Below are 23,526 nucleotides of genomic sequence, written 5' to 3'. Positions count from 1 at the left end.
GAAACCCTATAAATACAGTTTCCTCTACTCTTGTTCAACTAACTCGAAACTTTTTTGATGGAGTAAATTGCTTGTTCAGCTCCAAATCCGGTAATCGTTTGCTCTAAATTCATACCTATTCTTTCTAAGAGTTTACAAGAGGACTTATTTGCAGTTTGAGTTTCAGCAATTACTTTTGATAATTTTAATTCATTTAGAGCATAGTTAATTAACAATTGAACAACTTCTGTCGCATAACCTTTTCCCCACCATTTCGGTAAAAACTGATATGAAAGTTCAAGGTGAACTTTTTCGTGGTGAGGGTCAAGAGACACTAACCCTATGAAATTATCTGTGTGCTTTTCTCTAACAACCCAATAAAAAGAGTCATTGCCTGAATTGAGCATATCTGCAAATACTTCTTTAATGGAGTTATCTGAACGTATTCCACCAAGAAATTTCCTAACTTCATCATTTCCATATAAATTTTTTACATCAGTATAATCAGGTGCTTCAATGGTATTAATTAAACATCTTTCTGTCTCAAACAACTAAACTCCCCCCTAAAATACCATTCTTATTTCGTTGAATAATAGCTACACAATGAATTTTGACAGTCGTAAACTGTCATATGTTTCAGTCATTTCAAATACGAATGACGTTAAAAGGAATTCCTTAATATGCTGATTGGTGCTTTCGTTACTACGACTATCAACAAATAAGAACCAAGCCAGATAATTATCAAGATATTTCGTAGCCACGCCTTTAAATCGGTCTATCCATCGTTTTAAGCGAGAATGTAGACCGTTGACATTTTGGATGTGATACAAGCCCTTAATAACGTGCTTTCCACCATCTGACTTAATTCTGTAATGTTCTAAACCTTTTTCTTTTGCATAGGTTTTGTATGCACGCCAAGCATCGGTTACAATCACGTTCTCGTTGGATAGTTTAGAACCAATCAAGGCATCAACTTTCGGTTTTACAATACGCCCCATACAAGCGACTTTAGAGACGGTGGCTTTTGTTCGGTCTCTGGCAACAAGAACACAAACCTGTTCGTGGCTAATCCCTCTGTGCTTGGATTTACCGCCACGTTTACGTGGTTTACGGTCAGCAATGCCACGTTGCCCCTTTTGAGAGTATAGGAAATAAGTCTCGTCAATTTCAACGATACCTTCAAATTGCTCAAAGTCCATTTGTTTTAGGGCATTTAAGAGTTTGTGTCTCCAATAAAAAAGTGTAACCCAAGTAACCCCTACGATTTCAGCCGATTTTCGCAGGGAATATCCTTTAAACATACAATCTACAAATGTAATCCATTCATTGCCTTTGCGAGTACGGAACAAAACAGTGTTTGTTGTGTCGGTAAAAGTTTTATTGCAACACTTACAGCGATAGCGTTGGCGACCATTATACTTTCCGAAACGAACAACGTGTTCCGATGAACAGTGTGGACACTCAAATCCTTCCTTGAAGCGAGTTTCTCTCATTTCATTAATTAACCGACCACCAGCAGAGGAAGAAGGGTCAACATAGCGTTTAACCCATTGATAGACCTGTTCCTTTTGGGTATGCGGTAATTTGTCAATATACTTTAACAAGTTGCCAAACGCTTTGCCCACCTTTACAACCTCCCCCGAATGCTTGTTCTTATATTTATAATATCAAGATTTCGGGGAGTTATCAAATATCAACATTTACCTTTAACAGAGCCTTCTGTTAAATAAGAAGTGAGCTGTCTTTTTTGATATATTAACACTCAATCTAAAAGTTATAATTTCCCATATAAAAACTTTAATATCTAGTATTGTAAAAATATTACTCATAACTTATAATCTTCTAGACTACATAAAAAGGAGAATGAGAGATGAAAAAAGGGGTTTCAATTTTACTTGCTTTACTACTGATGATTAGTTGCTTTCCTGCTGTGTCATTTGCTGCTCAGTCCAAAACATTTGAAGCAGACTTGACGAAATATTTAACAACTGTCAGTACTACTCGTGGGTTTGATGTTTCAAAAGATGATATCGAGTTTTCACTTTCACTTTACGATGAGGAATTATCAAACTTTGATACTGTGGAAGAATTAAAAGAATTTTTGGGTGACGTCATCAAAAGCGACTTAAGCAATTTAAGCTCTATCTATGAAAGCTATGACTTAAATCAAAAATCTCTTCAATCATTATTAGAAGAAAATGGTGAAGATTTAAATGATTACGTATTTGTTGATGATTTAGACCAAACAGTTTTTTTCTATTTAGAAGATGAGTTTGACTATGCCGATGATGAAGAGTATGCGGACGAGATTAGTACTGATGATTTTGAATCTGCTTTAAAAATGTTGGAAGATGAGTTTGGACTAACGCGTGAAGAGTTAGAGCGCATTAACGATCACTTAATGTCAATTGAAGATGAGCTTGCGGATGAAGAAACGTTAAATCGCTTAATGGCACTTGCCGAGCGTCTAGCAGCTTTTGAAGACTTTGATACAACAACTGAACTAACTTCTGATCAAATTGCGGAACTAATGTCAATTTATAACGAAATGCTTTCTATCTTTAAAATGAAAGCAACATATACGTTGATTCAAGACGGAACCGAAAAGACATTATCTTTATTTGATTTAATGAATATGAAAGAATTAAAAAATGCTAGCTTAAAAATTAACCTATATACAGCTGACGGCAAATTTTTAGCTGATATGATTATCACAGGTGAAATGGTTAATTCGGATACGGTTGCAAACACAGGAACGAGCATTGAAAAATCTGCTCAAAATGTAAATAACATTGTAAAACAAGCACCTGTTAAAGAAAAAGTTCAAAAAATAGAAGTAAAAAAAGCTGAAGTAAAGAAGACTGTTAAAGGAGCTCGCTTACCAAATACGGCTTCAGACTATTTATTAAACACTTTAATTGGATCAGCCCTTGTTTTGTTAGCATTTGCTGCATATCGTAAAGTGAGACGAGCATGATATGGAACCAAGAAGTTCAAAAGGAAAAATCAGTCGCAAAAAGCGATTGATTTTTCTTTCGATTATTGTAGGGGTTCTTTGTTTCGGCCTATGGTTTACCACTACTAATGCTTATAAGTTTGCTAAAGGATATTTTGCTTATAAAACAGGTGCTGTTGAACCACAGGTAAAAGCACCTGCTGAAGCAAAAGCAGGACAGCCTATAGAGAAAGAAAACAGCAGTTCTTTAAAGGAAATCAAAAAGAAAGATGCATCTTATCCTTCACAGCCTAAAATAGGAGACTTAATGGGTGAACTAGAAATTCCAAAGCTGAAGGCTACGCTTCCAATTTATCATGGTACTAACGAAGATGAGCTTGAAAAAGGCGTTGGTCATTTTGCAGACAGCGTGTTGCCTGGAGAAAGCGACAATTCTGTGCTATCCGGTCATCGTGATACAGTCTTTCGAAAACTAGGGGAAGTTGGAGAAGGAGACTTGTTATTAGTTCATACAGAAGCGGGATCATTTACGTATCGAGTTAATAAAGTGCGAATTGTCGATGCCGATGATCGAACCGTAATTGTTCCTAAACCAAGAGCTACTCTAACAGTCAGTACTTGTTACCCTTTTAACTTTATAGGTTCTGCGCCAGAACGCTACATCCTAGTGGCACATCTTGTTTCTTCAAAAACAACATAAAAAAGATAGCGTTTAAATCACGCTATCTTTTTTATTTAATGGAAAGAGATTGACTTTTTTAGTAAATCAAACCAGATTTTTAACGAAGTCGCGGTAATAACAATAGCTAAAACAACTTGAAGGGAACTCACTTTTGTCTTTTGACCAACAAATGCTCCAATTGGCGCTGCTAGTAAGCTTGCACCGATAATCATCAGCGCAGGTAGCACTAACACTTGTCCAGTAGCCACTTTTCCGAAGGTTGTTCCAATTGAAGATAAAAAGGTCACTGCTAGTGAGCTAGCAATTGTCACTCTTACCGGTATTTTTAATATGGTAATCATAATTGGAACAAGCAAAAAAGCACCACCTGCTCCCACAATCCCTCCACATATACCTACGGCTAAAGAAAGCGGAACAGCTAGTTTTTTTGAAAACCAGACCTCCATTTTGTTCTCATCTTGTGTAGGCTTCTTAGGTGTAAACATAAGAATTGCAGCAATTGTAGCCATTACTCCATAGATTAAATTAATGGTATCTTCTGAAAACGAATTAGACAGAGTTGAACCAACGAGACTTCCAAGCAACACGCTCGTTCCCATATAAATGATAAGTGATTTATGTAAAAAGCCGCCTTTTTTATAGGCAAGCGTTCCAGAAATTGATGCAAATAAAGACTGTACCGCTCCGATTCCCGCTACTTCATGCGCTGTAAATGCCCCTACTCCAATAAAGGGTGGTACAAAAAGTAAAACTGGATATAAAATAACCGAGCCTCCAATACCAAGCATACCCGCTAAAAATGAGCCTAAAAATCCCAACGCAAATACTGTCAGTAATAATTGTACGTCCATCTTGTCACCTTCTAAATTACAACATGTAGCCTTAGTAGTAGTTCATCCTTTCTCATTATAGCACTGTCTTGTTTTCATGTAAGATAATTCTTACCATTTATTTGGCTTTTTATGATTCTAAAACCATTCTGAACTATAGAAAAATTCGAAAAAACAGTTTATAAATATGCTATGATAAAGGTATATTTAATGCTTATTCTTATTAATTTCGGAGGTTGTTTTATGTTTGAGTATAAAATTGATAAAGAGATTAGTTTACAGTTAATTGAGCCAAGTGATGCATTTCCACTTTTATCTCTTGTAAATGAATCACGACCTTATCTGCGGGAGTGGTTGCCGTGGGTTGACAGTATGAGAAGCATCTCCGATTACGATGATTTAATCCCCGAATGGCGAACTCAATATTATAACAATCAAGGTTTTCAAGCAATTATTCGCTACTATGATGAAATTGCTGGCATGGTTGGATTTCATACAATTAACTGGGGGAATAAAAGCACTAGCCTTGGCTATTGGATTGGGGAGCAGTTTCAAGGAAAAGGTATTATGACCAGAGCTGTACACGGTTGCCTTACTTACGCATTTGATACGCTGAAACTTCACCGAGTAGAAATTCGCTGTGGGGTTGATAACCACAAAAGCCGTGCCGTTCCCACACGATTAGGCTTTACTGAAGAAGGAATTTGTCGTGACGGAGAATATTTATATGACCATTACCATGACCTTGTGATTTATGGAATTCTCCAACATGAATGGAAGAAGCTAAATTCAAAAGAAACAGCATTATAAAAAGCCACGCTAGCGCTGTCATGCGCTAATGTGGCTTTTTCACGTAAATTAAACCATGCCTTATTCAGAATGTTTACTCTTGAAAATCGTATATATATTAGTAGGCTAACATCATAGGAGTGAGTTCAATGATTTCTTTACATGCATGGAGCTTATTAGTGGTTGTCTTATTTTTTGTCTATCTACTAATTAAAAACTTATGTCCTTTATATCCATTTAACGATCTTCAAAAGAAAACGTCTGTCCATCGCAAAAGTGAGCTGTTGTATCAATATATTCCCCTTTTAACTATTGGTTGCTGTATGTACATTAATTTACCTTTTACTACTAAGGTAGCTTTTGTTATCACTATTATCTTATTCATTTCTCACATCTTCACTTGGTGGTTTCCGTATTTTTTAGGTGCTCACCGAGTGACAAAACATGAATATGAACAGCTTTATAGCAGAACAAGTAAAATACTCCCCTCCATTAGAACAAACCTTGTTCCTGATAACCAACACCTCATTGTGACTCTCTTCTTTCTATTATTACTTATTCATGAATTTATCATCATTTTCTAAAAGAGGGTGGGACATAACAAAACAAATTTCCAAAAAGATGAACACTCCCTTTTCTCACCTCTTTACGTTACCTGAACACGTTCGTTCCATTGCGCTATGGCCACTCGCTTTCCGCGGAGAGGAATCCGAGCTTCCTCGCTGCGCTGCGGGATTTCACGTTTTCCTCTCTTTCCCGCAGGAGTCGAGTGTCCTACGCTCCATTCCACCCTGTTTCCAACATTGTTTTCACAATCATCAAAAAACCTGAACGATCAAAAAATGAGGAGCTCTCAATCGTTCAGGTTTATCATTGACTGAATTACTTATGTCCCAGCCTCTTTTTATCGTTTGTTACAAGCTTTAATAATTCATCGGGTAAAGGAAACTTCACGTGATTAATCTCAAACTCATTTGCTTCTTCTTGTTCATCGTCTACAAGCTTTAAGTAATTGATTTCTTCATGAAGCTTTTCCATTTTGCGATCTAATTCGGCTGCTGTAACCGCCGCTTCCTTTAATTCATCTATCAACTGCTTTGGAACCTTTTTATTATATTTATAGTAAATTTTATGTTCAAGGCTGGCCCAGAAGTCCATAGCAATGGATCGGATTTGAAGCTCGATAAACACATTTTCTTGCCTATCAGACATAAAGACCGGGATCTCAATAATAAGATGTAAGCTTTGATATCCATTTGATTTTGGATTTTCTATGTAATCTTTACATTCAACAATTTTAATATCTTTTTGACTTTGAATCATATCGCGAAGCTTATATATATCAGAGATAAAGGAACAAGTGACTCGGATGCCTGCAATATCTTTTAAATTTCCTTTAATCCAATCTAAAGATAACTCTCCGTTCTTTCGATACACTTTTTTTAGAATACTTTCGGGCGATTTTAAACGCGTTTTAATATGTTCAATGGGATTGTAGTCATTTACATATTCAAATTCTTGTTTTAATACATTGATTTTCGTGCTCATTTCATCTAAAGCAAACTTATAAGCCATCATAAATCTTGTTAATGTTTGCTTCATTGCCTTTAATTGTTTTACATCAACGGAATGATTCATCTTCATGCTGCCTCTTTTCTTTTTTTGGCTAATCTACTACGCTTTTATTTTACCAACTAAGAAACGCTCTTCACAAATTTCTGCTCGCCTTTTCCACTTTCTAAATATACATTTTATATTCATTTTAAAACTACAGAAATAAACAGAAAAGTTAAACCAATTTAAATTATCTTACTTTTTTTAATTGTGTTAGATCCTCTTACAATTATAGATACAAAGAATTTTTTTTGTAGTACAATAGGATTTGTGATATCAGAAAACGAGAATTTATATATAAAAAAATTAATTCATATACAAAGGGGTATTAAAAATGAACAGGGTGAAACAATGGATATGGATTACAATTGGATGCCTTTTCGTAGCAACTGGCATTCAATTTTTAACTGCTTCAAGCCTGGTTATCGGCGGGACAGCAGGATTAGGGATTGTACTTGAACAATTAAGCAACATTTCATTTGGCATGCTTTTCTTTATTATTAACCTACCGTTTTATTTCATGGCTATTACTCAAATTGGCTTGCAGTTTACAATTCGAAGCTTCATAAGCGTTAGCTTAATGTCTATTATGTCAGATGTTCTTGCAGGAATGCTTTCCTTGCAACTGCCTCATCCACTGCTTTCTGCAATTACAGCAGGCATCATCATTGGGATTGGGCTTATTATCTTATTTCGAAACGGCTCTTCACTCGGTGGCATTAATATGCTTTGCGTTTTTTTAGACAAAAGGTTTGGAGTGAATCCTGGAAAAACGATGCTTATTACAGATTTTTTCATTGTTGGGTCAGCAACTGCCGTATTTGGGGTCATTCAAGTGCTTTATTCTCTGTTAGCAATTTTTATTATGACAGGATTACTTGGTCGTTACCATAAACGCTCGGCTATTGAGCGTAACCACAAGCAAGAAAATACAGAGGAACAGCAAACCGCATCTGTCCTTTAAAGAAAACCCAGCTTTTATACAAAGCTGGGTTTTTAATATAAGCTTTTACTCGGCTACTTTTACAAGCTGCTTTCCTAGGTTTGCGCCACTGAATAAGCCTAAAAATGCTTCAGGAACATTTTCAAATCCTTCTACAACATTTTCACGGTATTTAATCTTTCCTTGCTGCACCCATTCACCTAATTGTTTAATCTCCTCTTGAAAGCGTTCTGCATAATCAGCCACAATGAATCCTTTCATTCGACAAATAAAGGGTTTGAACAACTACCTCTCCTTCTTTTGCTTCTGGCATTGCAATTTTTTCAAATCGAAATGTGTCTGTCTCTGGCATTCCAGCTGGTCTTTTGGCAAAGATAATTTGTTCATTCATTTGTCTCGGTCCTTTTCACTCTAATTCTTTTTTAAAATATGCTAAAATAACCTTGCTCCTCTTAATTGTAAAGAGGGTGCAAGCTATACCGCAAAGAATATGCTATACATATGCACAAAGGAGAAACAATTTCATGGAACTTATTCGTTGTAAACAAGACGTTGTTAAGAAACTAAATGATTATGTAGAAGTAACCCCTCCCGTCATTTTGTTTAAAGAAGGACATTTTTACTCTATTAAAATGGACATTAACTATAACTGGTTAGCACTAGATGAGGAAGGAAAAGAGCATATCCTTGCTTCTAATACGCGTAACATCCAAGACGATTATTGGTTTAGTTATCACTTTGAGCTTTGCTGAGCTAGGAGATAACGTTTAGGCTTCTTGTATTTGTTTGAATGGTCACTCCGCTTGTTGAACGTGTAAAGAATTGAAGCGTCACGGTATACGTATTCGTTCCTTGAACAGCATTTTGATCTACCCATGAAAAAGGGATAGTACTATTTTGAATGAATCCCAGCGTTAATACCGCAGCTGCACCTTGGCGTAGGTTTTGGCTCATTAGCTGTTGACCATTTCGATACAAGCGCATCGTCACACCATACTCATAGCTTGTTAGTCCCAGTGGAATATTCGCTTCTACTCCTACAATTCCATCGATTTTTTTGGGCTGCTGAGGAATGGTTGTAGGCACAGCTAGTGTTAAAACTGTTGTCTCAGTGTTAAACGGAATCGATAAAGAGTTCGTAGTTTGGGTAGCAGACATTTGAATTCGGCTTTTGAATAAACTAATCATAGCGTTCGCTCCTTTATATTCGATTCATCAATGAAGAATAGACATTATTGAATATATACGAGAGCCAATTATGTCCTATACACATTTATTACATTTTATGTAAAGAAGAATTCTTTCACCTTTTTTTATCTGTTTTCCAATGCCTCATTGTATGTTAAAATCACGATAAGCTTCACTTTATCCCATTACATACGAGGTGGATTATGCAAGGTCAAATCGTTTATAAAGAAGGATTTTCAGTAGTTGGTGTTGCTCAAAAAAGGTCTAAGCTCAATAAAAGAGACGAGGACATAGTAAAGGCTCTTTGGGAGCAAATGGAACAGAATTATAGTACCATTCCTCATCGAAAGCATGATCATATCATGACAGGGATTTGTCTCCCTCCATTTGAAAATGACTACTTTTATATCACTGGTGTAGAAGTAAACGATCCAACCACCATCCCCAAAGGAATGAATGTTCACACGTTTCCCGCTTATACATATATACAATATGAGCACAAAGGTACGTTTGAAAGTCTTCATAAAACTTACGAGATGATTCAAAAAAATTGGCTTTCCAAATCTGGACATCAAGCAATTCCTGGCCCTACATTAGAAATTGTTGATACCTCTACACACTTTAACGTAGATAACGATATTGTAATAAAGATTCACATTCCGATAAAGATTGGTCAGTAAAAAGCGAGGAGCAAGTCCTCGCTTTTAATATAACCACTCAATAAATTCAGTTAGCTTGCTTCGATCTGTTAGATGATCATTACACCATTCACTATCTTGGCAAATATAGTTTCCACGCTTTATAAACGTACCGTCTGAACTTGCTTTTTTCTGGTTCATAAATAGCCCTACGTCCGAAATACGATGACAAATTGTACATACTCCTTTATCTTGAATACGCTTAAATTCACCTGCAACGCCAATTAACTTTCCGTGATACTCTACGATAAGATACTTTTTACTGGCACCGTAATCATTCCACCCAATATACGAGCAGTGAAGCGTTTCTTCTTTAATGTTAGCCGGTACCTTTAATTTTTTCACCTTTTTAAATAACTTTTTAATTCCGGCTTCGCTTATTTGTGGAAAAGGAATGATAACCGATTCTAAGCTATTCAAAAACACCTCGGCTTCCTTGCTGTCTGACAGCATTGAAATAGGTGACAAAATATCTTTTTGCAACGGTGTTAGCTCTTCAAATTGATTAAATACTCGTTCAGCAGCCAAGGCTTTAATAGCACTTGTTACATCGTGGCTATTAGATTTCGCATAACTGTCAGAGATTAACTTCACTTGCTCTCGTATAAGATTGTATTGATGATGATTAATAAATGCTTCCATATTAAATCAAGCCTTTCTTTTATTCTACTTCTTATTATATGCTCAGGACATTTTGCTAACATGGCAAAAACAGTTCTAAAAAAAGATATACATTAAGGCACCCATCTTTTGATGAGTGCCTTAATAATTACTTTTTATAAACAATTTTTTTAATTGTTTCAACAGCTAAAAAGTATTGTTCTGCTAGTTCATATATTGTTCGGCCTTCTTGAAAAGCTTTTTTAATGTCACAGTTTCGCTTTTTCGTCCATTCTCGGGTACCCGAGCACGCGCCCCATTCTTTTCGGGTTGTACTTGGCACGTAAATAGTTTCTCCTTGGACATATTTCTGAAGTTCTTTAACTAGCTCAGTAGGTAAAACAGTCGTTGCGTTCACATATTTCATTTCTGCTCGCTCCTTATTCTTTAGTATAAATAAGGTGGCAAAGCCTATTAAATGAAGTGAACTAAGCAATGGGCGACTTAATCAAGCGTTTATCCCCATGCAAAGTATCGCCTTTCCATTTGTAGGCTTTGCATGAGTACGAACAGAAGCAGGTAAACAGCTGTTTACCATTCTCGATCACCTCCCAAAACAAGATATTCACCTAATTATACCATTTTTCATCCATACTCATGAAAAAAACCGAGAAAATATTCTCAGCTTTCCTTCATCTCTCTGTCTTTAATATATAATTAATTAATTATTTTATGTTCAACTACAAGCTATTTTTCAAGCTTAGTTATGGTTCTTAAATTGTAAAAAGTCTCGATAAAGAGTGAATCGAAAGTGCGGATAGCGTTCTTTATGCTCACGATATCCATAAGGAAGCATTAACGCAAACTTCCCTTTTTCAATTCCCATTAAAAATTTGCTAGAGTCGAGGGAATATTCACGAACAACCCAGCGAGCTTTTTCAATATTTCTAACTACAACTTCCCCTAAATAAACGCCTAGACAACGTTCAAATTCTTCTTTAGTCAGATTAAAAAATGAAAAAGACTGCTGATCTTCTACATCATAATATAGAAGTTCAATTATCTTTAAACTGTCTGGTGAAAAGTCAAATTCAAATTCATCAACTAACTTGCTAATTTCTTTTAACTTTTGTAAGCATTGCCCTCTCATTTCATGGTAATAATAGCTTGCTTCAAATTGATTTTCACATACTATTAAATCTGCTCCATAGCTTGTTGCGATGTCAGGGTACATGTTCATTACTTGAATCCCTCCACTTTTTATCTTAACAGCTAGAACAAGTATAACATGCTCATAAGTGCAAAAAGCTCTTTTCCTTTATTTTACTAACACATCGATATTTCTCCACTTTTCAAGTTGATTCATTTTCCCGTTGTTCTAACTCGTAAGGTAATTTTTGAATCGACGTTACAACCATATCAAGCTTCGCTTCAATCCGATGCAGCAAATATAAAGTCACTACAATTGGAAAGCCAACATCTGAAACGAAAGAAAGCCAATCCGTCATTTTTCTTCTCCTCCTTTAATGCTCTATCGCTTTATATATAGGCTTTTTACTTTTCAAAAGGGACGAAAAACAAAAAAAGTTCACATAATGTTCACTTACGAAGCGTTTTTTAAATCTCTATGCTTAACAAAGAATTCAAAAGGAGGATTACGATACGCCAACAACAAAAAAAAACAGGAATTTTGTTTTGGAATGATGATGTGCTTAGGCATGGTATTCGTTATGACAACGTATAACTTCATGCTTAATGGAATGTTCAACGTACTAACACCGCTGCAAATGGTAAAAGAAATGATAATGGTCTTCATTATTGCTCTTGCACTTGAATTAGTAATAGTATGGTCTATAGCTCACAAAGTTGTCTTTTCACTACCTTTTAAGAAAGAGAAGAAGTTTTATATGATCTTAACTTTATCTACGTGTATGGTGATAGGAATGGTGTTTTTCATGTCAATCTATGGACTTATTCATGCATCTATAGCTGGATCTTTGACAAACCAACATGTACTAATTAGTTTCTTTACAATTTTTGCAAAAAACATAATTGTCGCCTACCCAACACAGATTCTTATTATAGGGCCAGCTGTTCGATTTCTCTTTTCAAAATTTATTTCAATAAAACAAGCTCCTTCTTTATAAGAACATCATTTTTAGTTGATGTAATATGTATTTATTTAGAACATAGTTTATTCAAAAATAACAGAAGGACTCCAAGTTTTTAGCTTAGAGTCCTTCTGTTATTTTTGTCTTTTTAACATTACCATTAAGAATGTAATCATTGTAAACGCAATGAATGCTAAAAATGGAATTGTGATAAAGCCAAGCCAGTTAATGTACTGACCCGAGCAAGGTATACCGCTTGTACATGTTTCAAACGCTTGTAATGCAGGTATTTTTTGTAATGCATAGTGATAGCCCGATACAAGCATACCTACGACTGAGAACGGCAGTACGTATTTATAAATTCTGTCATTCTGTTCATACACAGCTATGCCTAAAATAATCACGAGCGGATACATTAGAATTCGCTGATACCAACAAAATGTGCATGGAATAAAATTAAACACTTCACTAAAAGATAAGCTGCCCAGAGTTGCAACAATTGTAACAATCCAGCTCCCTACTAATGTTTTCTTCATTCTTGTCCCTTCTTCTCAGCTGCTTCTTTAACCATCTTATCAAAGTCTTCAGCAGTTGATCCTTCAAATGGCTTTCCATCTACAAAAAGAGCCGGTGTTCCAGAAACATTTAGTTTCTTGGCATAAGACATGTCTTGGCGGAACGCTTCTTTAAACTCTTCGTTTTCATAAGCTTTCACTACTTTTTGCACATCTTCCTCATTGGCTATTTCGCCGAGGGTATCTTGTAAAAATTGGTCTGTAAAAATATCCTGTGTTTCAGCACCGGCTGAATCAGGTTGTTTCTCATAAAGCAGCTTATGGAACTTCCAAAATGTATCATTTCCTAGCTCTTTGTAAACCGTTTCAGCAAACTGAGCCGAGCGAGTTGAATCTACGTTAATAAAAGCATAGTTCATAAAGTAAAACTTCACTTTGCCTGTTTGAATGTATTCTTGGTCAATCAATTGAAAAAATGTATTGTTGAACTCTTTACAATGAGGACATTTATAATCACCAAATTCAATCACTTCAACTGGTGCATCCTCTTCACCCAAGAACGGTTGATTTTCATAGCTGATATCAGCTTGTTCGCTACCTTTATTGATATTACCAAAGATAATAAACGCTAAAACAACCACGCTCACAATTCCAATTGTCCAAAACAGCCATTTAGAATTTGTAGACTGCTTTTTTTGAACTCCTGTTTTTCCTTTTTTCTTTGACTTTGCCATTTTGTTTGCTGCAACTTAAATAGAAGCAGCTTTCACCTCTCCCTCAATATGTTTTATTCGTTCCTTAATAAGCAAATACTGACCAAAGCAGCACAAACACAGCCACTGACTTTACCATCATAAGTTTTGGAATATTCCATGTGATGGTCATCTTTGGATTTACCAAACACTTTATGCGATAATTGACTGCTGTCTCGGCAAAAGGCGCATATGCATAAGAAGTTTGCTGCTTTTGGTACTTAATCAGTTTTAAAAGCGCACTTCCAATTGGAAGTGTCGAGTCTAGCGAATCAATCGCAGCACGGTCAGCTAACAGTTCACTTATTAATTTGTAACGTTCATTGCTCCACTTCAGCACAGGAAGATACCACAGTGCAGATGCACACAATGATAACAGAAAAATTTTCAGTGGGTCTTTATTACGCCCATGAAATTGCTCATGATATAACACTGCTTCAAGTTCTTTTTTATTTAACAGATTAACTAAATTTGTTGAAACAACAATTTGAGGCTTCACAAATCCTTTCGTTAAAGCAAATGGACGGGTAGAATTAACAACAACGACCCCTTGATAAATATCTTCATCCTTGCCTATGTAACGAGTTAAGCTTGATACTTTACTGACTTTAATTTGATGATAAAATTGGTACAAAAGCCAAAACTGTCTAGTTAGCTTCCAGAAAACAAGCAAGAGGGTATAAACCACAAACCCATATAAAACATACTGTGCCCACTTCCAACCAATATGTTCTACAGCGTGATAGCATAGAGTAAACACATTTAAATGATGATGTGGGTCTATGAGATAAACCGTCATTTGTACAAGCAGGCTAATGGCTACTAGTATGGATGCGTAAAAAAGAACAACAGATTGCTTTTTATTCATATTTCTTCGCTCGCTTTTAACTTTTTAATTTTCTGTTCTAAAAGCAGCAGCAGCTCTTCATCTGCTTCTTCTACTGCATCTAACATATGACTCACAGCCAAGAGTCCAAATTCATCAATTAATTCAGACGTTAATTCCTTAGATTGCCCTTCTAAAAATTCCTGCTGTGACAGCACAGGTTGATAAACAGAAACTCTCCCTTTTACATACTTGTCCAACAGCCCTTTTTCTACAAGACGATTCATAACGGTCATAACCGTATTGAAGTTGACTATCTTATCTTTTTCAAGAGCAATTTGCACATCTTTAATTGTCATTTGTTTTCCATGCCATATACATTCCATTACCTTTGCTTCTAGAGGTCCAAAAAAACGATTCAAGCCACTTTCTTTAAACTTAAACTGTTGAATCTTCATAAAAAAACCACCTCACACTACTCATTGTAGTGCGGAGGTGGTTTTTGGTCAAGGCAAACCATGTTTAGATTTCAAATTCCGTTACGTTACGCTCAATGATCTGTGCACCCTTTTTTGATGTAAGTGTTCCACCATTTGATGTGAACACATTGCTTGCTAAAATCTGATCCATAGCTGCGCTGATTTCAGAAGCTTCAAGCCCTTCTTTCGGCTGCTCAATTGAAATACCCACTGTTTTTTGTTCTAAGTTCAAAAACTGCATTGTTAATGTTTTCATTTAGCTCCCCCCTTTATTATTCACTTACAAGCGTATATGTTACGACTTCTGCGACTTCAACAAGTGGAAGTAACTGTAGACTCGCAATGGCTTCACTTGCTGTTAGCAACGCATCAGGTGAAGAAGCTATTGCAATATTTGGGTATAGTTTGGATTTTAAAATCATCGTTCCATCCTCCTTATCACCGTTGTGAAATGTCATGCGAAGCTGGCTTTTTTCCTGAATTTTTTCTGCCATCCTTCATTCCCCCTTTCGCCTTATATATAGAAATCTAAATAGGACGGAGGGATGATAGATACAAAAAAAAATCTCCTTTATAATAAAAGAAGATTGTGATAGAGAAAGAGGATTTTAACTATGAAAAGATGGATTTCACTGCTTATTTTTTTACTCGCCTTTCCCATTGCTTCACACGTCTCAGCAAGTAACCATCACGTTGATGAACAAAAACTCGGGCCGTTTTATTACACAGTATACAATGATACATCCTCTCAAAAGTGGGACATCGGCGTATTAAACCATGAAGAAAAAACAAATATTTCTGAAACAAAGCTTAACAACGAAGGGCTACTTTTATTTAAAGAAACCATTGATGAATTAGCAAAGCTCTCTATCCAACTTGGTATTGCTTGTATTGTGTTAATTGGGATCATGCTTTTCTTTATTTATCGGCTGTTAAAGAGAAAGCGTTTATTTTTGCGTATTTCCCTTTTAGCCTCTAGTGTTGCTTTTATCTTTTTGCTTGTTACAACCATAGAAATTTTCAAAAAGACGGAGCAGGCAAAAACCTTATTTTATTTAGTATGAGTTATGTATGTACGACAAGCTATCGTTAAAAAGAGGCTGGGACATAAGTAATTCAGCCAATGATAAACCTGAACGATTGAGAGTTTCTCACTTTCAATCGTTCAGGTTTTTGGTTGATTGTGAAAACAATGTTGGAAACAGGGTGGAATGGAGCGTAGGACACTCGACTCCTGCGGGAAAGAGAGGGAAAACTGAGATCCCGCAGCGCAGCGAGGAAGCTCAGGTTCCTCCCCGCGGAAAGCGAGTGGCCGTAGCGCAATGGAACGAACGTGTTCAGACGAACCAAAGAGATTGGAACAGCTATTGTTCGTCTCTTAGAAGCAATCATTTTGTTATGTCCCAAACTCTTTTTTAGTGCTGTATTTTTTGAGAACGTATTTCAGAAATTGCTGTTTGAATAATGTTTGCTGAATATTCCAGCTTACGATGTTCTTCTAGTGATAAATGAAGAGGAATTCGTTTCTCAATTCCTCCTTTTCCAATAACAGATGGAATACTAATAGCTACGTCATGTAAGCCATACTCTCCCTGCAATATCGTAGAAACTGGAAAAACAGCTCGTTCGTTACTGACAATGGCTTTGGTTAGCTGTGCAATCGCGTTTCCAATACCAAATTCCGTATTTCCTTTCAGCCAATAGATTTCAAAACCTAGTTTGATCACTTCTTTTTCAATTTTTTCTTTATCTAAAATAGACTGCTCATGTTGGTAGTAATCTTCTAGTTTTTGTCCAAAAATTGTTGAATGTGACCATAGTGCAAACTGCGAATCGCCATGTTCACCAAGCATATACGCATGAACGTCATGTGGCTTTACCTTGAGTTCATTTGCAACAACTCGCCGAAGACGTGAACTATCTAATAAAGTTCCTGTTCCAATTACACGCTCTCTTGGCAATCCAGACAAACTCCATACATGGTATGTAATAACATCACATGGATTTGTGGCTACAACGTAACAGCCTGAGAAACCAAGCTCTTTTAGAGTTGTAACTACTTCCATAATAATAGGTGCAGTTGCTTTTAGTTCATCAAGCCGCGTTTCACCTTTTTGAGGTCTTGGACCGGCAACGCTTATAATAATCACATCTGCATCTTTAATATCGATCAATCCACCTGCATATACGTTTGTAAACCCAGACGCTGTGACAGTTGCATCCTGTAAATCAAGCGCGTCACCTTCCGCTTTTTCCTTTAAACAATCCACAAGTACCAATTCTTCTATTGCTTGCTGATTAACTAATGAAAAAGCTGTCGCTGAGCCAACATTGCCACATCCAATAATTCCAACTTTCCTTCCCATGAGCAACCTACCTCTCTCTTACCCTTCTCTTTTTAATCTCTTAGCTAGCTGGCTACCAAACGATTGAATCAACTGTACCATAATAATTAATACGAGAATAGTTGTGTACATCACTGTTGGTTCAAAGCGTAAATGCCCATATTGAAAGGCGATATCTCCAAGCCCACCAGCACCAACAAGGCCTGCCATTGCAGTAGCACCGATGAGACCAATTGTTGCAATAGTTAATCCTAAGATAATACCAGAACGCGCTTCTCTTACAACAACGTACCAAATAATTTTTGACGTTGAAATCCCCATTGATTGGTATGCTTCCACTATTCCTTTATCAACTTCTAACAGCGCAGACTCCATTAATCTTGCAATATAAGGTGCGGTATAAACCACAAGGGGAACAATTACGCCTTGTACACCAATGGTTGTTCCAGCAATAAGCTTAGTAAATGGTAGAATGAAGAATAATAGAATAATAAATGGAATCGAACGAATAATGTTGATGATCCAGTTCAGAACTTGGTATAACCATCTGTTTTCTGACTGTCCACCCTGTCTAGTTACAACAAGTAAAATCCCAAGCGGTAAACCAATCAAGATGGCAATAACTAATGAGATACTTGTCATGGTTAACGTTTGAAGGAAGCCTTCCCAAATAACGTCTCCCCACTCTACAAAAAATTCAGCCATCTTATTTCCACTCCTCTACAATAACGCCTTCACTTTCTAAATATCCGATTGCTTCTTCATAAGCTTCCTTATCTCCTCTTAAATGAACAAGCAGCTTTCCAAGCGTTTCATTTTTTAACTGTTCAATTCCACCGGCTAAAATACTTGGTAATACATCAAATTTGCGTGAAACCATCGCAAGCGCCGGTTCATTGGACTTTTCACTTCCTTTAAAATAAAGTGATACAAGCTTACCAGTTTTACGATATTCTGTTTTTAAAGCTTCTGGAAGATTAAATGCAGATTCTGAACCAATAAAACGCTTAGTTGTTGGATGCTGTGGATGAGTAAATATATCCACTACTTTTCCTTCTTCTACGACTCTTCCATTTTCCATCACTGCTACGCGATCACAAATACGTTGAACAACGTTTAATTCGTGCGTAATTAGAAAAATTGTTAAGCCTAATTCTCGGTTAATTTTTAATAGTAACTCCAAGATAGCTTCCGTTGTTTCTGGATCTAAGGCACTTGTGGCCTCATCGCTTAATAAAATTTCAGGCTCATGCGCTAACGCTCGTGCAATGGCAACACGCTGCTTTTGACCGCCAGATAGCTGAGACGGGTAGTGATTAACTTTATCAGACAACCCGACAATTTCTAAATACTTCTCTGCGCGCTTTTGAATGGTTTCTTTATCAATGCCTTCTAGTTTTAGAGGAATTGCAATGTTTTCATATACAGTTGCTGTTTTTAATAAATTATACCCCTGGAAAATCATCCCGATTTTCCGGCGTGTCTTTTGAAGATCCTGCTTTGAAAGAGTCGTTAGGCTTACACCATTAATGAATACTTCTCCAGACGTTGGTTTTTCAAGTAGATTAACACAGCGAATCAGCGTACTTTTCCCCGCACCGCTATATCCAATTACTCCGAACACCTCTCCTTTTTCAATAGTCAAGGACACGTCTTTCACAGCCTCCACTTTCTTGCCGTTGACTTCATATGTTTTGGAAGTCTGCTTTAATTCAATCACGTTCACCACTCCTTAAAATGCTGGGACAACTGAGCCGTTAAACTCTTCTTCAATAAATTGACGAATTTCATCTGAATGGAAGTATTTCTCTAGCTGTTTTACAACTTCATCATCTTTATTTTCCGTACGTACAACAACGTAGTTTGGATATGGATTGTTTTCAATTTCTTCATGGAAAATGGCATCATCATTAATTGTTAAACCTGCACCCATCGCAAAGTTTGTGTTAATTGCAGCAGCTGCTACTTCACCTAATTGAGATGGAATTTGTGAAGCTTCTAGCTCAACGATTTCAAGATCCAGTTTATTTTCAGCTACGTCTTTTTTCGTTGCTTTTTCTTCAACGCCTTCTTTTAATTTAATAACTCCAGCCGCTTCAAATAGCTTTAACGCACGATATTCATTACTTGGATCATTTGGCACAGCAATTTTGTCACCTTTTTTCAGTTCTTTTATATCTTTAATGCCGTCTGCATAAATACCCATTGGAAACGCAACCGTTTTAAACGCATCCTCAATTTTATAGCCTTTATCTTTTACCTGTTGTTCTAAAAACGGTAATGTTTGATAATTATTTAAATCTAAATCACGTTCATCAAGCGCTGTGTTCGGTGTATTATAGTCGTTAAACGTTTTAATGGTAATCTCTAATCCATCTTTTTCTGCTAACTTCTTCACTTCTTCGTTAATTTGTTGATGAGGACCACCAGTTACTCCGATTGTAATCTTTTCTGTGCTCAAAGTCTTTGCTTCTTCTTTTCCACACGCAGCCGTTACAATTAGTAGTGCTGACGCCAGTGTTAAACCTAGTACTTTTGTTGTTTTTTTCATTATGTCAATCGCTCCCTTTTCTTTTTTTCCATAAAAAAAACGCCTCTTGCAGATAAAGAGAAGCGATTTTAACCAATCTGCTTCTCTTATCTTTCAGTGTATAAAGATACACCGCAGGATTTAGCACCGTTACAGCACGATTGCTGATAGGTTGCCGGGTTTCATAGGGCCAGTCCCTCCACCACTCTCGATAAGAGTTGCTTTTTTATTCACTTTGTTATGATGGCTATTCTACAGGTAGTTTGTATATAGTGTCAATATTTTTTTAATTTTATTTTATAAAATTTTTTAGATTAGTTTTAATTTAAAGAAAAGAAGCATACAAAAGTCTCCTTTTGTATACTTCTTTTCTTTATTAATTCCAACAAACGCATCCTACAATAACAAGAAGAATAAACAGAACTAAGATTAAGGCAAACCCACTGCCGCCTTTATTATAGCCGTATCCTCCACAATAACCGCCGTAAAAACACATAACATACACCATCCTTTCTGTCTCAGTGTATGCACGCATCATCCTTTTGCTTGTCTAAACGCCCATTTTCTAAAAATATGTACCCTTAACTCAATATTTGTCGCAGTCGAATCATATCACGACATTGAATACCATTTTCATAGATTTCTTCTTCATAGTTATGAACAAAGTGATCCATTTCAATTCCTGTAATACGAAATCCACATTTTTGATACAACGCCAACTGCTCAATACTTGAATTACCTGTTGCAATTTCTACGCTTTTATATCCATAGTGCTTTGAAAGCTTTAAAGCTTCTTCCACCAATTGCTTTCCGTATCCTTGATTTCGCATGTTTTTCTTTACTACAATATTGACAATTTCCACCGTATTCGGCCTTGTTGGTAGCAGTACAACAAGCCCCACTAACTCACCATCTGCTCTTCCTGCAATGCATGTTCCTCTCTCAATATAGCCTGAAATAACCTCTTCTGATGGATCAGCTTCCTTTAACAACTCAATATGGTTCTTTGTTACTTGCAATATTTTTTCAAAACGTAAACTAGACATGGTATCGCCCTTTCTTCTTACTCTTTTCGTTAAGCAAACTACACCGTATTTGACTGTTTCCCTGTTATAATTAAAAGATATTACTAGAAAAGAAACAAGTCTAAAGGAGGAATTATTTATGAATTTATTGTTATTACATCATTTAGAAACCGTTCGAAGTATTACGCTAAAAGTTTTATCAAGCGTAACTGAACAGGAATCGTTAGTAACTCCCGATGGCTTTTCAAACAACATTTTTTGGAATTTAGGGCACATTGTATATATTCAAGAAAAGCTTGTTTTTGAGCTTGCTGGAAAGAAAAATCAATTGCCTGCCTCATATGAGCGATTATTCGCGGCTGAAACAAAACCTTCTCAATGGAAGGAAACACCTCCTACCTTAATTCAACTAAAAGAAGAGCTGATGACTTAAACTGAGCGTATTAAAGAATTCATACCCGCTCATTATGATTTGAAGCTAGCCAAGCGGTTCACTAATAAAGCTGGCATTTCGTTTGATCACGTTGGCAGCACGTTCTTGTTTAACTTTTACCATGAGGGAATGCATGTTGAAACAATTAAACAAATTAAAAAAGCTATTCAAGAAAAAAATCCTAACAATTATTAGGATTTTTTTCTTGAATAGCTTACCCGTATATCTGGTTAAAATCTCTATATTTGTGTTACCCCTACTGTTAATATGTATGTTTCATTTACCACAAACTTATCTACTGCTTCTTTTTGCTGCTCGAAATGATAATAAGCAGCGCACACCCCTCCCAATCCTGCTAGCGCTAACACAATTAACAGAATGGACCCAACCTTTTTCATGTTTCATTCTCTCCCCTATGTCTCACAAAGTCTGATATAAACCTTTGTAACATCCCCTTTTGTTTGAAAGGTTTATTCAAGCGAGTTTGAGGAATAACCACTATTCCCCTCACTCTATTTGATGGTACCATACCTTTTTCAGAAAATGTATAAATGTTCTCAATTGTTAAAAAATAGTCATTTTTTTTACTTTGATTGATAAAAAGATTGCATAAGAAAATGAAGAGCTTTGTTTTTAGAGAGACCAAACGCGTTAATAATATAATCAACATATTGAAATAAAGATTCACCGTTTTTTTCTTTTAGCTTCATAGCTCGAAAAGATTTATTAAATCGATAATGCTTTTTATCAGAAAAAACTAGGCCTTCTTCTCTTAAAAAACCTTTATATGCCCCATGGTTAAAATACAAAACATCATTTCGCACGTTTTCAAGATCAATTACAACAATCATATCTTCTAATTCAGCGTTGAGCTGCGTCATACATTCAATGTACTCACCAAGACAGCTTAGTAACAATGTTAAAAATTGATGGCCATCAACGTATTGAAATTGATCAAAAATAGCAGCATTTCTGTAGCTTGGTACGCACTCTTGCAAAACAGATTTTACTTCATCAAGCTCTTCTACATATGGAATTGGAATATGAAATTTTGCCGCTCCATTAACAAACTGTTCCCAAGCAACGGTTTTATCATAGGAGTCAATAACATCAGTGTTTCGAAAAATAATTGACTCTGCAGAATATGATGCTTTAACAAACGGTAAATGAACGTTCATTTCAATTTCTTCATACATTGGATAAGCTTTCGGTTCATTTGATTTTGATAAGATATACTGCTTTAATTTATCTTCATCCATATGTTCCAATAAGTACAAGTCATAAATTGGAATGACGTACATATTGCACATTCCATAGTGAACATAGCCTTCGCCGTGCGTAAGTCCCTTTCGGTTATAGATAGATAATTCTTTTGTGCAAAATGCTTCTAAACGCATCATTCGGTCTTTTGACTTTTGATATAGACGGTCCAGGTGATAGCGGTCATCAATTTCTGAAATTGGAGAAGTTCCGCTCCCAATACGGCGATAAACTTTCCCGTATGACATATAAGGAGGGTACAAGCCTTCTGGAATCCAAATAACAAAGACGCCGTACTCTGTGGTATGTTCAGGTGATAGAAACCGAGTAAAAATACGAGGAATTGGATTCGTTACATCCTTCAGCATGTTGTGAATAAAGAGCTCATACTCTTTTTTTTCAAGTAAATTGATTGAGTAATCATCTTCATCAACTCCAAATATTAGCCACCCGCCCATTTCATTGGCAAACGATGCAATAATATTTGGAATCTTCCTCTTCACAGTGGAACTAACTTCTCGCTTAAATTCAAGCTGATACCCTTCTTCTAACTGCTTCGCAACCATCACTTCTACATCAGAGAAACAAATTTCAGCAATCGTTAGCTTTCTTCCCTCTTTATTTATGAACGGCGAATAAAACGAATCACTCACAGTTTCCCCTCCTCATCATATGCATATAACTTATCCATATGATGAAAAGTGGCTAAACAGTCGTATTTCTTCTAAATTAACCAAAGAACAAATCGAGAATATTAGACGCCTTAGACGCTTCTTTATTATAAAACTCTGAGTAACCGCATGACTTACAATAAACCACAACAAAGCGGTTATGCTGAACGTCTAAAAGCTTTGAAAGACCTGTGCCTGTCATTGCCACTTCCTTTTGCCCAACGCTCTGTCCACCACATTTTATACATCCCGCCTCTTTCATTTCTGTCATCTCCTTTGTTAAAATAAAAAATCTAATTT

General features: G+C 36.2%; 35 protein-coding genes, 1 pseudogene and 1 riboswitch. Of the genes and pseudogenes, 10 read left to right on the top strand and 26 right to left on the bottom strand.

The features are described 5' to 3' along the window. Positions 1–38 precede the first annotated feature (38 nt). On the bottom strand, positions 39–530 hold the full coding sequence (locus tag A2U94_RS08875; RefSeq protein WP_025909948.1) for a GNAT family N-acetyltransferase: 492 nt from the start codon (positions 528–530) through the stop codon (positions 39–41). 45 nt (positions 531–575) lie between these two features. After that, positions 576–1,604: an IS1595 family transposase gene (locus A2U94_RS08870; protein WP_025909947.1), complete on the bottom strand. Its 1,029-nt coding sequence runs from the start codon at positions 1,602–1,604 to the stop codon at positions 576–578. A gap of 245 nt (positions 1,605–1,849) precedes the next feature. Between A2U94_RS08870 and A2U94_RS08865 the strand changes: the two genes are divergently transcribed. Both A2U94_RS08865 and srtD read left to right on the top strand, forming a co-directional pair. Next, positions 1,850–2,956 carry a processed acidic surface protein gene (locus tag A2U94_RS08865; protein ID WP_025909946.1) on the top strand — a complete coding sequence of 369 codons (1,107 nt, stop codon included), beginning with the start codon at positions 1,850–1,852 and terminating at the stop codon, positions 2,954–2,956. 1 nt (position 2,957) lies between these two features. After that, positions 2,958–3,635 carry a class D sortase, LPxTATN-specific gene (srtD, locus tag A2U94_RS08860; RefSeq protein WP_025909945.1) on the top strand — a complete coding sequence of 226 codons (678 nt, stop codon included), beginning with the start codon at positions 2,958–2,960 and terminating at the stop codon, positions 3,633–3,635. Positions 3,636–3,670: 35 nt separating this feature from the next. On the opposite strand, the gene A2U94_RS08855 is transcribed toward srtD, so the two are convergent. Continuing rightward, positions 3,671–4,468: a sulfite exporter TauE/SafE family protein gene (locus A2U94_RS08855; protein ID WP_025909944.1), complete on the bottom strand. Its 798-nt coding sequence runs from the start codon at positions 4,466–4,468 to the stop codon at positions 3,671–3,673. Positions 4,469–4,690: 222 nt separating this feature from the next. Here A2U94_RS08855 and A2U94_RS08850 point away from each other — a divergent pair, with 222 nt between their 5' ends. Both A2U94_RS08850 and A2U94_RS08845 read left to right on the top strand, forming a co-directional pair. Continuing rightward, a complete protein-coding gene (locus A2U94_RS08850; protein ID WP_025909943.1) occupies positions 4,691–5,257 on the top strand; it encodes a GNAT family N-acetyltransferase in 567 nt (188 codons plus the stop codon). A 128-nt stretch (positions 5,258–5,385) separates the two neighbouring features. Further along, positions 5,386–5,820: a hypothetical protein gene (locus A2U94_RS08845; RefSeq protein WP_025909942.1), complete on the top strand. Its 435-nt coding sequence runs from the start codon at positions 5,386–5,388 to the stop codon at positions 5,818–5,820. A 298-nt stretch (positions 5,821–6,118) separates the two neighbouring features. On the opposite strand, the gene A2U94_RS08840 is transcribed toward A2U94_RS08845, so the two are convergent. Continuing rightward, complete coding sequence (locus A2U94_RS08840; RefSeq protein ID WP_025909941.1) at positions 6,119–6,880, bottom strand: GTP pyrophosphokinase; 762 nt, start codon at positions 6,878–6,880, stop codon at positions 6,119–6,121. Positions 6,881–7,184: 304 nt separating this feature from the next. On the opposite strand from A2U94_RS08840, the gene A2U94_RS08835 reads away from it, so the two are divergent. Continuing rightward, entirely contained in the window at positions 7,185–7,814 is a 630-nt protein-coding gene (locus A2U94_RS08835; protein ID WP_025909940.1) for a YitT family protein, read from the top strand. Between the two features lie 45 nt (positions 7,815–7,859). On the opposite strand, the pseudogene A2U94_RS21135 reads toward A2U94_RS08835, so the two are convergent. Together A2U94_RS21135 and A2U94_RS21130 are read right to left on the bottom strand one after the other, a co-directional pair. Beyond that, a pseudogene (locus tag A2U94_RS21135) lies at positions 7,860–8,054 on the bottom strand (NADP-dependent oxidoreductase); the annotation flags it as partial. After that, the gene (locus A2U94_RS21130; protein ID WP_119542930.1) at positions 8,032–8,184 is read right to left on the bottom strand and encodes a hypothetical protein; all 153 of its coding nucleotides are present in this window, start codon (positions 8,182–8,184) and stop codon (positions 8,032–8,034) included. The gene A2U94_RS21130 and the pseudogene A2U94_RS21135, both read right to left, overlap by 23 nt. A gap of 133 nt (positions 8,185–8,317) precedes the next feature. On the opposite strand from A2U94_RS21130, the gene A2U94_RS08825 reads away from it, so the two are divergent. Then, positions 8,318–8,545: a hypothetical protein gene (locus A2U94_RS08825; protein ID WP_025909938.1), complete on the top strand. Its 228-nt coding sequence runs from the start codon at positions 8,318–8,320 to the stop codon at positions 8,543–8,545. A gap of 1 nt (position 8,546) precedes the next feature. On the opposite strand, the gene A2U94_RS08820 is transcribed toward A2U94_RS08825, so the two are convergent. After that, on the bottom strand, positions 8,547–8,981 hold the full coding sequence (locus A2U94_RS08820) for a hypothetical protein (protein WP_025909937.1): 435 nt from the start codon (positions 8,979–8,981) through the stop codon (positions 8,547–8,549). Positions 8,982–9,184: 203 nt separating this feature from the next. On the opposite strand from A2U94_RS08820, the gene A2U94_RS08815 reads away from it, so the two are divergent. After that, positions 9,185–9,661 carry a GyrI-like domain-containing protein gene (locus tag A2U94_RS08815; RefSeq protein ID WP_025909936.1) on the top strand — a complete coding sequence of 159 codons (477 nt, stop codon included), beginning with the start codon at positions 9,185–9,187 and terminating at the stop codon, positions 9,659–9,661. Between the two features lie 24 nt (positions 9,662–9,685). Here the strand turns inward: A2U94_RS08815 and A2U94_RS08810 are convergent, their stop codons facing one another. The 4 genes from A2U94_RS08810 to A2U94_RS08795 form a co-directional block, all read right to left on the bottom strand. Further along, the gene (locus A2U94_RS08810; protein ID WP_025909935.1) at positions 9,686–10,321 is read right to left on the bottom strand and encodes a FusB/FusC family EF-G-binding protein; all 636 of its coding nucleotides are present in this window, start codon (positions 10,319–10,321) and stop codon (positions 9,686–9,688) included. A 127-nt stretch (positions 10,322–10,448) separates the two neighbouring features. After that, positions 10,449–10,706, bottom strand: coding sequence for a CD3324 family protein (locus A2U94_RS08805; protein ID WP_025909934.1), 258 nt, complete (start codon positions 10,704–10,706; stop codon positions 10,449–10,451). A 333-nt stretch (positions 10,707–11,039) separates the two neighbouring features. Next, positions 11,040–11,519: a YwmA family protein gene (locus A2U94_RS08800; protein WP_025909933.1), complete on the bottom strand. Its 480-nt coding sequence runs from the start codon at positions 11,517–11,519 to the stop codon at positions 11,040–11,042. 112 nt (positions 11,520–11,631) lie between these two features. After that, a complete protein-coding gene (locus tag A2U94_RS08795) occupies positions 11,632–11,787 on the bottom strand; it encodes a YvrJ family protein (RefSeq protein WP_025909932.1) in 156 nt (51 codons plus the stop codon). An 18-nt stretch (positions 11,788–11,805) separates the two neighbouring features. Between A2U94_RS08795 and A2U94_RS08790 the strand changes: the two genes are divergently transcribed. Next, the gene (locus tag A2U94_RS08790; protein WP_486644351.1) at positions 11,806–12,426 is read left to right on the top strand and encodes a DUF2798 domain-containing protein; all 621 of its coding nucleotides are present in this window, start codon (positions 11,806–11,808) and stop codon (positions 12,424–12,426) included. A gap of 98 nt (positions 12,427–12,524) precedes the next feature. Here A2U94_RS08790 and A2U94_RS08785 read toward each other — a convergent pair whose 3' ends face one another. From A2U94_RS08785 to A2U94_RS08760, 6 genes are all read right to left on the bottom strand, one after another. Beyond that, positions 12,525–12,926 (bottom strand): disulfide oxidoreductase, encoded by a 402-nt coding sequence (locus tag A2U94_RS08785; RefSeq protein ID WP_025909930.1) that lies wholly within the window; start codon positions 12,924–12,926, stop codon positions 12,525–12,527. After that, on the bottom strand, positions 12,923–13,639 hold the full coding sequence (locus A2U94_RS08780) for a DsbA family protein (RefSeq protein ID WP_025909929.1): 717 nt from the start codon (positions 13,637–13,639) through the stop codon (positions 12,923–12,925). Before A2U94_RS08780 ends, A2U94_RS08785 begins: the two co-directional genes overlap by 4 nt. 64 nt (positions 13,640–13,703) lie before the next feature. Continuing rightward, a complete protein-coding gene (locus A2U94_RS08775; RefSeq protein WP_025909928.1) occupies positions 13,704–14,525 on the bottom strand; it encodes a M56 family metallopeptidase in 822 nt (273 codons plus the stop codon). Next, the gene (locus A2U94_RS08770) at positions 14,522–14,941 is read right to left on the bottom strand and encodes a BlaI/MecI/CopY family transcriptional regulator (RefSeq protein WP_025909927.1); all 420 of its coding nucleotides are present in this window, start codon (positions 14,939–14,941) and stop codon (positions 14,522–14,524) included. The genes A2U94_RS08775 and A2U94_RS08770 overlap by 4 nt, the downstream gene beginning before the upstream one ends. A gap of 64 nt (positions 14,942–15,005) precedes the next feature. Then, positions 15,006–15,218: a DUF2922 domain-containing protein gene (locus tag A2U94_RS08765; RefSeq protein WP_025909926.1), complete on the bottom strand. Its 213-nt coding sequence runs from the start codon at positions 15,216–15,218 to the stop codon at positions 15,006–15,008. 16 nt (positions 15,219–15,234) lie between these two features. Continuing rightward, a complete protein-coding gene (locus A2U94_RS08760; protein ID WP_025909925.1) occupies positions 15,235–15,456 on the bottom strand; it encodes a DUF1659 domain-containing protein in 222 nt (73 codons plus the stop codon). Between the two features lie 120 nt (positions 15,457–15,576). Here A2U94_RS08760 and A2U94_RS08755 point away from each other — a divergent pair, with 120 nt between their 5' ends. Next, positions 15,577–16,026, top strand: coding sequence for a hypothetical protein (locus tag A2U94_RS08755; RefSeq protein WP_025909924.1), 450 nt, complete (start codon positions 15,577–15,579; stop codon positions 16,024–16,026). A 351-nt stretch (positions 16,027–16,377) separates the two neighbouring features. Here the strand turns inward: A2U94_RS08755 and A2U94_RS08745 are convergent, their stop codons facing one another. The 6 genes from A2U94_RS08745 to A2U94_RS08725 form a co-directional block, all read right to left on the bottom strand. Further along, on the bottom strand, positions 16,378–17,328 hold the full coding sequence (locus tag A2U94_RS08745; RefSeq protein WP_025909922.1) for an L-lactate dehydrogenase: 951 nt from the start codon (positions 17,326–17,328) through the stop codon (positions 16,378–16,380). An 18-nt stretch (positions 17,329–17,346) separates the two neighbouring features. Continuing rightward, entirely contained in the window at positions 17,347–18,012 is a 666-nt protein-coding gene (locus A2U94_RS08740; RefSeq protein ID WP_025909921.1) for a methionine ABC transporter permease, read from the bottom strand. Between the two features lies 1 nt (position 18,013). Beyond that, positions 18,014–19,027, bottom strand: a complete 1,014-nt coding sequence (locus A2U94_RS08735; RefSeq protein WP_035320727.1) for a methionine ABC transporter ATP-binding protein — start codon at positions 19,025–19,027, stop codon at positions 18,014–18,016. 12 nt (positions 19,028–19,039) lie between these two features. After that, on the bottom strand, positions 19,040–19,858 hold the full coding sequence (locus tag A2U94_RS08730; protein ID WP_025909920.1) for a MetQ/NlpA family ABC transporter substrate-binding protein: 819 nt from the start codon (positions 19,856–19,858) through the stop codon (positions 19,040–19,042). A gap of 83 nt (positions 19,859–19,941) precedes the next feature. Further along, a riboswitch (SAM riboswitch) is annotated at positions 19,942–20,055 on the bottom strand. A 158-nt stretch (positions 20,056–20,213) separates the two neighbouring features. Beyond that, positions 20,214–20,333: a YjcZ family sporulation protein gene (locus tag A2U94_RS20595; protein ID WP_076512449.1), complete on the bottom strand. Its 120-nt coding sequence runs from the start codon at positions 20,331–20,333 to the stop codon at positions 20,214–20,216. Positions 20,334–20,418: 85 nt separating this feature from the next. After that, positions 20,419–20,883, bottom strand: a complete 465-nt coding sequence (locus A2U94_RS08725; RefSeq protein WP_025909919.1) for a GNAT family N-acetyltransferase — start codon at positions 20,881–20,883, stop codon at positions 20,419–20,421. Between the two features lie 118 nt (positions 20,884–21,001). Between A2U94_RS08725 and A2U94_RS21810 the strand changes: the two genes are divergently transcribed. Next, entirely contained in the window at positions 21,002–21,295 is a 294-nt protein-coding gene (locus A2U94_RS21810) for a DinB family protein (RefSeq protein WP_231882745.1), read from the top strand. 239 nt (positions 21,296–21,534) lie between these two features. On the opposite strand, the gene A2U94_RS21125 is transcribed toward A2U94_RS21810, so the two are convergent. The 3 genes from A2U94_RS21125 to A2U94_RS08710 all read right to left on the bottom strand — a co-directional run bounded on the left by A2U94_RS21125 (position 21,535) and on the right by A2U94_RS08710 (position 23,488). Beyond that, positions 21,535–21,693 carry a flagellar basal body-associated FliL family protein gene (locus tag A2U94_RS21125; protein WP_153301146.1) on the bottom strand — a complete coding sequence of 53 codons (159 nt, stop codon included), beginning with the start codon at positions 21,691–21,693 and terminating at the stop codon, positions 21,535–21,537. A gap of 186 nt (positions 21,694–21,879) precedes the next feature. Beyond that, positions 21,880–23,208 (bottom strand): AlbA family DNA-binding domain-containing protein, encoded by a 1,329-nt coding sequence (locus A2U94_RS08715; RefSeq protein ID WP_025909918.1) that lies wholly within the window; start codon positions 23,206–23,208, stop codon positions 21,880–21,882. Between the two features lie 76 nt (positions 23,209–23,284). After that, positions 23,285–23,488, bottom strand: coding sequence for a zinc ribbon domain-containing protein (locus tag A2U94_RS08710; protein WP_025909917.1), 204 nt, complete (start codon positions 23,486–23,488; stop codon positions 23,285–23,287). Positions 23,489–23,526 lie beyond the last annotated feature (38 nt).

Origin of the sequence: Bacillus sp. VT 712 (assembly GCF_001614195.1) — a bacterium.
GTDB lineage: Bacteria > Bacillota > Bacilli > Bacillales > Bacillaceae_H > Priestia > Priestia flexa.
Note: the sequence above shows the minus strand (reverse complement) of the source record. Positions and strands in the feature narration are given on the sequence as shown.